Source organism: Bacillus sp. AFS001701 (assembly GCF_002559405.1).
Taxonomy (GTDB): Bacteria; Bacillota; Bacilli; order Bacillales; family Bacillaceae_G; genus Gottfriedia.
The window spans coordinates 1-9,496 of sequence record NZ_NTZO01000179.1; the positions used below are offsets into that span (position 1 = coordinate 1).

Annotated in this window: 11 protein-coding genes and 1 pseudogene; 3 read left to right on the forward strand and 9 right to left on the reverse strand. The window is 31.6% G+C overall.

What is annotated here, in order from left to right:
• Positions 1-15: 15 nt before the first annotated feature.
• The gene (ytxJ, locus tag CN514_RS13120) at positions 16-345 is read right to left on the reverse strand and encodes a bacillithiol system redox-active protein YtxJ (protein ID WP_098232979.1); all 330 of its coding nucleotides are present in this window, start codon (positions 343-345) and stop codon (positions 16-18) included.
• Positions 311-808 (reverse strand): DUF948 domain-containing protein, encoded by a 498-nt coding sequence (locus tag CN514_RS13125; RefSeq protein ID WP_097979145.1) that lies wholly within the window; start codon positions 806-808, stop codon positions 311-313. The genes ytxJ and CN514_RS13125 overlap by 35 nt, the downstream gene beginning before the upstream one ends.
• Before the next feature lie 199 nt (positions 809-1,007).
• On the opposite strand from CN514_RS13125, the gene CN514_RS13130 reads away from it, so the two are divergent.
• Together CN514_RS13130 and CN514_RS26520 are read left to right on the forward strand one after the other, a co-directional pair.
• The gene (locus CN514_RS13130) at positions 1,008-2,123 is read left to right on the forward strand and encodes an aminopeptidase (RefSeq protein WP_098232980.1); all 1,116 of its coding nucleotides are present in this window, start codon (positions 1,008-1,010) and stop codon (positions 2,121-2,123) included.
• Between the two features lie 60 nt (positions 2,124-2,183).
• Positions 2,184-2,288, forward strand: a pseudogene (locus CN514_RS26520) (NAD(P)-dependent oxidoreductase); the annotation flags it as partial.
• A gap of 45 nt (positions 2,289-2,333) precedes the next feature.
• Here CN514_RS26520 and CN514_RS13140 read toward each other — a convergent pair.
• Positions 2,334-3,542 (reverse strand): dicarboxylate/amino acid:cation symporter, encoded by a 1,209-nt coding sequence (locus tag CN514_RS13140; protein WP_098232981.1) that lies wholly within the window; start codon positions 3,540-3,542, stop codon positions 2,334-2,336.
• A 214-nt stretch (positions 3,543-3,756) separates the two neighbouring features.
• Positions 3,757-4,017 (reverse strand): DUF1292 domain-containing protein, encoded by a 261-nt coding sequence (locus tag CN514_RS13145; protein ID WP_049819710.1) that lies wholly within the window; start codon positions 4,015-4,017, stop codon positions 3,757-3,759.
• Positions 4,018-4,338: 321 nt separating this feature from the next.
• Here CN514_RS13145 and CN514_RS13150 point away from each other — a divergent pair, with 321 nt between their 5' ends.
• Positions 4,339-4,626 (forward strand): hypothetical protein, encoded by a 288-nt coding sequence (locus CN514_RS13150; protein WP_098232982.1) that lies wholly within the window; start codon positions 4,339-4,341, stop codon positions 4,624-4,626.
• Between the two features lie 62 nt (positions 4,627-4,688).
• Here the strand turns inward: CN514_RS13150 and CN514_RS13155 are convergent, their stop codons facing one another.
• From CN514_RS13155 to CN514_RS13175, 5 genes are all read right to left on the reverse strand, one after another.
• The gene (locus CN514_RS13155; protein WP_098232983.1) at positions 4,689-6,014 is read right to left on the reverse strand and encodes a Na+/H+ antiporter NhaC family protein; all 1,326 of its coding nucleotides are present in this window, start codon (positions 6,012-6,014) and stop codon (positions 4,689-4,691) included.
• 176 nt (positions 6,015-6,190) lie between these two features.
• Positions 6,191-6,730 (reverse strand): 2'-5' RNA ligase family protein, encoded by a 540-nt coding sequence (locus tag CN514_RS13160; RefSeq protein ID WP_176525899.1) that lies wholly within the window; start codon positions 6,728-6,730, stop codon positions 6,191-6,193.
• 64 nt (positions 6,731-6,794) lie between these two features.
• Positions 6,795-7,469 (reverse strand): GNAT family N-acetyltransferase, encoded by a 675-nt coding sequence (locus tag CN514_RS13165; RefSeq protein WP_098232984.1) that lies wholly within the window; start codon positions 7,467-7,469, stop codon positions 6,795-6,797.
• 57 nt (positions 7,470-7,526) lie between these two features.
• Positions 7,527-8,501, reverse strand: coding sequence for an HD domain-containing protein (locus tag CN514_RS13170; protein WP_098232985.1), 975 nt, complete (start codon positions 8,499-8,501; stop codon positions 7,527-7,529).
• 18 nt (positions 8,502-8,519) lie between these two features.
• On the reverse strand, positions 8,520-9,410 hold the full coding sequence (locus CN514_RS13175) for a PhzF family phenazine biosynthesis protein (RefSeq protein ID WP_098232986.1): 891 nt from the start codon (positions 9,408-9,410) through the stop codon (positions 8,520-8,522).
• Positions 9,411-9,496: the final 86 nt, after the last annotated feature.

Genomic DNA, 9,496 nt, shown 5'->3' on the forward strand with positions numbered 1-9,496 from the left:
TAAGGTGCAGTTTTTTTATTTTTTTAATAAAGCTTTTTCAATTTCATCTTTCTTAATTGAAAAATGAGAAGTATTATAAACTGCTTCTCCATTTTCAAAAATTAATAATTGAGGAGATTCATGTTTGATTGCCGTTTTCTCAGCAATATAGTTAGACAATTCTCTGTCATCTTGAACTTGTAAAAAATACAATGGTACATTCTCATATGCAGATGCAAATGCTAAAAATTCAGTATAAGCTGCATGGCTAATTGGGCATGTTGTACTATGCTTTAAAAACACAAATTTCTCATCGTTGTTAATTAGTTCATCAAACTGTTGAATCGTTGATATTCGATTTACCATTTCTCTTTTTTCCCTCACGCTTCGTTTTGTACTTTTCCCATAAATCCATTGCTGTATTACCCCAATTTACTACTTGGGACATTTTTTCAGTACTAACTTTTACAGTATTCGATACATTATTAGCTGTATCTCGTACTTTTTCATTCATTTCTGAGATTGTAACTCCGACTTCTTCGACTGATTTAGCTAATACATCAAGGGATTTTGCTCGTTCACGCATATCTTTCGTAAGTTCATTCGAATTATTCACAAAAATTTTAGCTTCATTTGCTAAATGATTCGAAGTATGTACTAATTGAACGGCTTCAACACAAACATTATGTAAATCTTTTTGTGTTTCAGCAATAGTAGACTCTACACCTCTAAATACCCTTTCTAGTCGGAATAAAGTACGACTAATAAATACAACTAAGATCACAAATGCAACTGCTGCGATTAATGCACTAATAGAAATTAAATCCATTCGAAAAAACCCCTTTCATTCATAGCCTTCCACAAATTTAATCACTTATTTCGTATTATACTACAAATTTTACCAAACACTAAACTAGTCGTAAAACAAGTTTTCAAATTCTTTAGTAAAAAAAGAATACTTTAATAAACAAAACTGACTAAATAGTTTACAATAGGTATATAGTTATAATTATTGGAGGGAATTTTCAATGAAAGATCCACGTATTTCAAAATTAGCTAAAAACTTAATCAATTACTCAGTAAAATTACAACCAGGAGAAAAAATCTTAATTGAAAACTTTAAGCTAGAAACTGAATTAGTTACAGCTTTAGTTAAAGAAGCATATGCTGCTGGTGGTTTTCCTTTCGTATCGATCAAGGATCATAAAGTAGATCGTGCATTATTAATGGGAGCTACTGAAGAACACTTTAATAAAGTAGCAGAATACGAAGCAAATGTAATGAAAGATATGGACGCTTATATCGGTTTACGTTCAGGTGTTAATATTAATGAACTTTCAGATGTACCAGACGAAAAAACTAAAATCCATGGTAAAACTGTAGGTCAAAAAGTACATAGAGCAATTCGTGTTCCAAAAACTAAATGGGTTGTATTACGTTACCCAACTGATTCAATGGCTCAATCTGCAAAAATGAGCACTGAAGCATTTGAGGATTTCTATTTTAATGTATGTAATTTAGATTACGGAAAAATGGACAAAGCAATGGATGCTCTTGTCGAATTAATGAACCGTACAGATAAAGTTCAAATTAAAGGTCCTGGAACTGATCTTACATTCTCAATTAAAGATATCCCAGCTATTAAATGTGCTGGTGAAATGAATATTCCGGATGGTGAAGTATTTACTGCACCTGTTCGTAATTCAGTAAATGGTACACTTTCTTATAACACACCATCTCCTAACAATGGATTTACTTTTGAAAATGTTCAACTTAAATTCAATGAAGGTAAAATTGTAGAAGCAACTGCTAACGACACTGAGCGTATCAACAAAATCTTTGATACAGATGAAGGTGCACGCTTTATCGGTGAATTCGCTATTGGTGTAAATCCATACATCTTACACCCAATGGGAGACATCTTATTCGATGAAAAAATCGATGGAAGCTTCCACTTTACACCAGGTCAAGCTTATGATGAAGCTTACAACGGTAACAACTCAAATATCCACTGGGATATGGTTTGTATCCAACGTTCTGAATATGGTGGAGGAGAAATCTATTTCGATGACGTTTTAATCCGTAAAGATGGTCTTTTCGTAATCGAAGAATTAAAAGGATTAAACCCTGAAAACTTAAAATAATTTTTAGAAAAAGAGAACACATACTAGGCTATGTGTTCTTTTTTCTACGAGCCGTTCAACCCATTCGAACTTGCCCCAACCTATATATATCTTTCTTCTGAAGACTCTTCTTTTGTAACAGGCCAAGTACTTCTTGTAAATGGAGGTATTATGACTGAAACCTGAAACTCTTACAAAAATAAAAGACTGGGAGATTCCCAGTCTTCATATTTATGCAGTCTTTTTCCCGTTAGTCAATCTCTCAACTAACATACTCACAGATAAATCACCTGTCGCATTTAACATTGTTGCAGGTGGATCAATTAACGTACTAATTGCTGCAAGAATTGGTAAAGATTCTACTGGTAAACCAAACAGAGAAAGAATTAGCATTTCCCCAATCATTCCACCATTCGGAATTGCTCCCATTACCATACCAACTAGTAATGCAATACCGATTGTTACAAGATAAATATTCAAACCAGAGAAATTCATTCCAAATACACCGAATGCAAAAGCGATTTTTACGACTCCACCCATAACAGAGCCATCTTTGTGTAATGCACTAGCTAAAGGAATAAGAGTCTCTCTAATATTTTTAGATACGCCCATTTTTTCAGCTGATTCAAAATTTGTTGGAATCGTTGCTGCACTACTACAAGTTCCTAGAGATGTTAACGTTGAAGGTAATACATTTTTCCAATAAATTCCAAATCCGTAACTACCACCAGCCATATAAGCAATAATACTATAAACGATAAAATAAAATAGAATAGCAGTTACATAATATAAAACAAAAACTCGCTCATATGAACCTAGTAATTCCTCTCCATATGTTGGAACAAGATAAGCAAAATAAGCTCCAAGTCCTACAGGTGCAAGATACATAATATAGTTAACCATATTCATGATCACTACATTACCACTTGATAATAATTTTTTGACAATGTCTGCTTTATCGCCAGCTTTATTCGTTGCTAAGCCTACTAATACAGCAAATACAATAATTGCTAACATATTGCTTCTAGTAAACAAACCTGAGAAATCATTCACCGTAAATGTATTTACAATTTGCTCCGCTACTGAAACTTTATCAGTTGCATCAGGTTTAACAATTGGGATATGAACCCCATGTGCAGGTGGATAAAATTTCATAACAACAAGCATTATGATTGCTGCAATAATACCTGTAAATAAAAATACACCTGACATATTTCTCATAATCTTGCCGAATTTTTCTCCCCCGCCATTTGCAAAGCTTGAAGCTACAGAGAAAAACACAAGTGGTACAACTACTACGAATAATAAATTTAAAAATAAATCCCCTATTGGCTTAAGGGCAACTCCTACGCTTTCATGAGTATATCCGATGACTGAACCAATGATGATACAACTAAGTAAAATCAAAGGGAAAGCGTAATTTCTAAATGAAAATTGCATAAGCTTCCTCCTAATATAATTGCTATTTGTAGTATACCGAAAATTTAATAGTTTGTACTCCAATTTTTTAATAAAACCTACATATTTCTACATAAACATACAAAAAAGAACACTTTGTATGATCTACAAGTGTTCTACCTTTATTGAAATTACGAAATACTACCTATACTTTTGCCCGTATTCCAATGCTTTAATCCTACTTTTTTTGATCTTATTATCTTAAGACTTCATCAAAAGCAGCTGAAACCTTTTCAAACTCTTCTTCTGTTTCAATATCGTAAAACTCGCCATCTTCTTCGACTCTTAAGAAGAAAACGTCAATATCCTCTTCACTTTCTTTTTCTACTTCTTCTAGTAAACCTACTGCTATGTATTCATGACCTTCAATCGTAATTGAGCCTAGTACTTCGTAATCTTGCTCGTCTCCTTCATCATAGCTAAGTGTAAGAATTTCGCCTACTTCAATCTTTTCCATAAATCTTGACCTCACTTATTTAAAATTCATTTTGCATAAAGAAAAAACTTTATGTTCCTTAAGTGTAACAGAATGATGCAAAACGTTAAATTGTAAATACACTTAAAGCTTTTCTAAATCGTTCAACTTTTAAACCATCTTTTTTGTGAGAATCAATTTTGTTAAAAAAATTTATTTTTTTAATATTTACATGAATATTCTTACCAACACTGTAATAAGATTTAGAACAACCAATTCTTAAGTTTCTTTCAAGTTTATTAAGTTGGACAAGCCTATATCTTCAAATAGTAGATATTTTCTATATTTAGGGAGGATTACTGAATGTCAAAATTAATAACGGGTCAAGAACAAACTAGAAGAAAAACTATCAATTTTAAATCAATCTTTCAACGTTTTACTAAAAACCAATTAATTGATGAAACGCCATCACAACTTTTACATAATGAGTTAAGAAGCTTACAAAAACTTTTAGAGCTAAAAGAAATTAATTTTATTTATGCCGATCCCGAATACATAGATGTGGCTATTATGGAATTAGAAGCTATACGTACAAAATACAGTATTACTGTTAGACAATTAAAAGAAATACAGTCTGCTAGTGTTGTATGAAAAAAAGAGATAAATAGCATATTAGCTATTTATCTCTTTTTTTATGTTTTTCCCCTTGCTGATTAAGAACTGACCTCATACTTCGTTTCGTAAGTCTTAACTTTTTTAAATACATTGATGAAAATCGTTAAGCATGGAAGAAGCCATAAGAATATTGCATAAGGTAAATACTCATGTAACTTCATATTAATGACTGTACTACTCATGATTGCAAGAACATTCCAAGGGATCATTGCTGGAAATAATAAAGTTGTATCCGCCATTAACCGAGCCAATTCTTCTTTGTTATATTTATTTGACCAATGTGTTAAAAAAGATCGCCCTGTTAAAATAATAGGCATCGTTTGGTTACCGGCTATTACGCAAATAACTGCTGTTGCACCAATTGTTTTCAAAGAATCGGATAGCATTGAAGTTGAAGTTTGAAGCCATTTATCTAACATAGGCTGAATGATATTAAGCTCCTCCAATAACGCATTATAAATTCCTGCTACAGCAATAAACAATAACAAACTATACATATGACTTAGCCCTCCACCAAGTCCATTAATTCCGTGCCAAAAAGAATTCACAATTTTACTAAAAGAAATTCCATTAAATAAAGCTATTAAACTTCCAGATAAAATACTAATGACATACGAGTAAATAATGTTTATTCGAAATAAAACAAGTACAACTAATAAAATCGGTGGAAGAAATTGAATGAATGAAATATCCTTATTGCTCACGATTTCATGATGTGTCTGGGTAATTCCTTGCGCAAACAGTAAATCCATTACGCTAAAAAATATGATTGTTACGATTACAGCAGTAATGGATGTAAGAAGCATCGCTTTACCTTGTTTTTTGACAGTTGTTTCAAGAATATTAGCTAAAAGTTGATGTGCGCTTGAAAAAGGTGACGTTCGATCACCAACAAATGCACCCGAAATAACCGCTCCAGCCGATATTTCCACAGGTATATGCAGTAGTATGGCACTACTAATAAGAGGAACTCCTAAAGCACTTAATGTTCCAATCGACGAACCCAAAATCATTGAAAAAATCATCGTTGTTAGAAAACAAAACACAAAAAAATGATGTGGATTTATTGCCTGCAAAGTAATCGAAACCATCGATGTTATCGTTCCTGATAAATACCAAGATGGAAGTAAAAAGCTAATTAAAAATAAGATAAACAAAACGATTTTAACTTTACCCATTCCTTGATAGCTTAATTTCATAATATTTCTAACTGAATATCCTGTTTTTAAACTTAATACGACTAAAAAAATTAATCCTGGTAAAATTCCAAATACGAGAGAGATATGTAATATGACGGAACTAATTATTCCAGTCAAAGTTACTAATATTAGGAAACTTGCCTGTTTAACTGAATATTGATCCATCAATTGCCCTTCTTTCCAACAGATTTATTACACTAAAGTTGATTAAATATCATTCATTAATTATATAAGCTTTCAAATAATAATACACTTAAATTTCAATTAAAAAGCACTACTTCAATTCGAGAAGTAATGCTATTATTGTTCTTAAATTTAAGATGGCTAATTCTTTTGACATATTAATTACATATTCTTAATGGGATATCAAGCAATTTTAAGTACTTACTACTTTCGTTTGATTCATAAACTCTAATACATTCAACCTTAAATGTTAGAGGAAAAGTTAGTTCTTCCGTCGCCTTGATTGCCATATCATTTAACTCTAAATTTGTTAGCCCAAATTGTGTTTGTCCAAGAGTTAAATGTGGGATATATTCATCAAGTTCAAAATAATGTTTAATTAACTCTTTCGAAGGTGCTACTGTTTCAACTAATATTTCATGCAATTTAATTAATTCATCTGAGTCAACACTCAAATACAAAATATCTTCTCCAAAAAATTTTGGATTTCTTATCATAACCTCAAAAGATAAAAAGCTTTCGCAAATTTTTTTTACCTTTTCTAACCATTTCATGTCAGGGGTAAGTGCCCCTTGGGCCTTTACGGTAATATGTGGTTCGACGCCTTCAACTAATCTATTATTCTCCCATTGCTGTTGGAATTTCACTATTTTTTTCTTTAAATCATCTGGTGGTACTATTCCGATAAAGTACTGCATTTAAATCCTCCTTTAATGATGAGAATTATTTCTTAAATAAAGGCAATTCAACTTATACATATTTTTAACTAAAATGTAAATCGGTTCCATATTGAACTAATTTTAATTTTCGTGCGATTGCCTGCGATGCATAATTATCCCAAGATGTACTATACAAAGCAGTTCGTCTTTGGCCTTGGATGTCCGCAGCCCATGCATTTGAAACCATTAATCCATACTCTTTTCCACGAAAATCCTCGAGTGTATATACGCTTGCTTCAGCTGCTTCGGCTGATTGTCTGGCACTACAGCAAATCGAAACGGCTATGTCATTTTCAATAATTGCATAACATGGTTCTTTTAATTCTAGCTCCTCATATGTATAAGGAAAGTTTGGTAATAAATATTGTTTGTTTGCCTGGGTAATTTTTATTGCTTTCGATGATACTTTGCCAACTGTTTGAAATACATATGCTGGGCCCATCCATAAACTGTCTATCTGATTAGTTTTACTTAAAATCTTCATGATATTTACTAAAGGTATACTAGAATTCGTGTCTAAGGCTTTTTCTAATTCAATTAGTTCCTCATTTTTAAGACAATCTAAAAACCTTTTCACATTACCCATTTTGGTGCTTCCTATATAAAATCGTGGTGCTTCTGTATATGGTGGTTCATTTATTTGTGTTATTTTTCCAACTTCATTGTGTTTAAATAATACGTTAATATGCATTTCCATAAGTTCTAGTTCTGATTTCAAAAGGACTCCCCCTAGTTTCAAACTAGTTAATTTACATACTTCAAATTTCTTTTAACTCTATCTTTTAATTTTTACAAATGTTCCTTTTTTAGACTTCTCTATTGCGCTCTTATTCATTTTAGCAATGTTGTCTGATAAAAGAGATGATTGTTGGACAGTTCTTCCGTCTAATGATACAGGCACATCGATAATCCTTTTTTTACCTTTTCGATGAATATCATAATCCTGATCATTTTCTTCGAGCTCAACTTTTGCATATAAACTATTAATTAATTCTTGAATTTCTTGATCATTGCTTTCTTGAATTAATGTCATTAACTGCATATCATCCAATAATAAATCGTCTAACTTAATAATATCTTTTTGTAATGCCAGTTTAATAATCTTTGCAAGTGAATCATATGAATAAATGCTAATCGGACCTAAAAAATAATCAATAGCAAGCTTATAATAAATCACTGTAAACCACTCCGCCATTTCAATAGAGTTTACACAGATTTCTCCATTAACAATAACTAATGAATTTAAAAATGCTTTAATTTCTTTTTTAGGTGTTCCAAAATATGTATGCATATCTCTTAATGTATAATCTATTCGATCTGCACATAGCTTCGGAAGCTCTTTTTCAAGTATTTCCCATTTATCTATATCAAAAATTTCTTTTATATCGATATGATATTTTTCAAGTATAGAAGGAATCTCCGAATCTAAAATTACTTTTTCAAAGATTGTTTCATGGTAATTTTCTTCACTATTATCAAAAACAAAATCAATAACATGGGAAAATGCCGTGTGAGAAACATCATGTAATAAACCAGCTATTTGTTCCTTGACCGAACCGCCTAACCTTTTTATTAACAACATAACACCAATAGAATGGTCATATCGGGTTCCATTAAAATGATGATCCACTAAAAAGGTAGCACCAGCTTGATGAATTTTTTTTAACCGTTGAATTGGTTTTGTATCGATTAATTCAACAAGAACTTGATCAATATTGTATTGTCCATATAGTTTTTCGCTTAAAAACATACTGTACTCCTTTTCATTTTATATTTGAAATTCCATCTCCTTAACATAAACAGCATTTCCAGTAATTTCTATGTCATAAGTTGAATTTATTTTTTTTATATTTACTTTTACACGTCCATCTTTTTGAATTTCAGCTCCTTGCTCAATAACTAATTCAATTGCATCATTAACATCATTATTAATATACTTAGCATAATAAGCTCCTAAAATCCCAGAGGCAGTACCTGTAACCGGATCTTCAATCGTTCCTGAAAATGCAGAAGAAAAATGGCGAGCATGAAAATCTGCATTTGAATCGTATGTTTCTAAGCAGAATGGATGAACGGACGCTTTTGGTATTTCAGTCAAAATACTTGGAAAAAGCAGATTATCAGGTTTCATCTTTTCAAATGAAGATAAATTTTTTATCGGTAAAAGTAAATTCCAGGCACCTGTACTTCCATAAAGAGTCGGTAGACTTTTATCGATATCCTCCACACTAAGACCAATTGAGGACGCTACATCATCAATGGAACCCTTAAATTCTACAAATTCTGGTGTTTTTTGTTTCATCGTTATATAGATATAATTATTTGAATTGTGAATCTTGATTGGCAAAATCCCAGCCTTTGTTTCAATTGTTAACTCACTTTTAAACTCAATTTCCCCTCTAGTGACCAAAGCATATATGACTGCCATTGTCCCGTGACCACATAAATCCATTTCATGCCCTGGTGTAAAATAACGAATTTTATAATCAGCAACTTTCGAATTTAATAGAAATGAAGTTTCATTAAACCCCACTTGTTTCGCAATATCCTGCATTTCATAATCAGTCAAAGAATCGCAATCTAAAACGACACCAGCTGGATTTCCTTTATTGGGTTCTTTACTAAATGCATCGTAATGGTATACCTTAATATTTTTCATTTTCTCACCTCATTTAGTTTTTTATATCTATTCTAATTTTTATGAGATTGCTAGAATAGTGCTTATATTCAATTATTTTATAATAT

Coding starts and splice junctions, on each gene's coding strand:
- CN514_RS13170 (WP_098232985.1), bottom strand. CDS start 8,501: ATGTTTTTAAGCGAAAAACTATATGGACAATACAATATTGATCAAGTT.
- ytxJ (WP_098232979.1), bottom strand. CDS start 345: ATGGTAAATCGAATATCAACGATTCAACAGTTTGATGAACTAATTAAC.
- CN514_RS13160 (WP_176525899.1), bottom strand. CDS start 6,730: ATGCAGTACTTTATCGGAATAGTACCACCAGATGATTTAAAGAAAAAA.
- CN514_RS13175 (WP_098232986.1), bottom strand. CDS start 9,410: ATGAAAAATATTAAGGTATACCATTACGATGCATTTAGTAAAGAACCC.
- CN514_RS13155 (WP_098232983.1), bottom strand. CDS start 6,014: ATGGATCAATATTCAGTTAAACAGGCAAGTTTCCTAATATTAGTAACT.
- CN514_RS13145 (WP_049819710.1), bottom strand. CDS start 4,017: ATGGAAAAGATTGAAGTAGGCGAAATTCTTACACTTAGCTATGATGAA.
- CN514_RS13125 (WP_097979145.1), bottom strand. CDS start 808: ATGGATTTAATTTCTATTAGTGCATTAATCGCAGCAGTTGCATTTGTG.
- CN514_RS13150 (WP_098232982.1), top strand. CDS start 4,339: ATGTCAAAATTAATAACGGGTCAAGAACAAACTAGAAGAAAAACTATC.
- CN514_RS13130 (WP_098232980.1), top strand. CDS start 1,008: ATGAAAGATCCACGTATTTCAAAATTAGCTAAAAACTTAATCAATTAC.
- CN514_RS13140 (WP_098232981.1), bottom strand. CDS start 3,542: ATGCAATTTTCATTTAGAAATTACGCTTTCCCTTTGATTTTACTTAGT.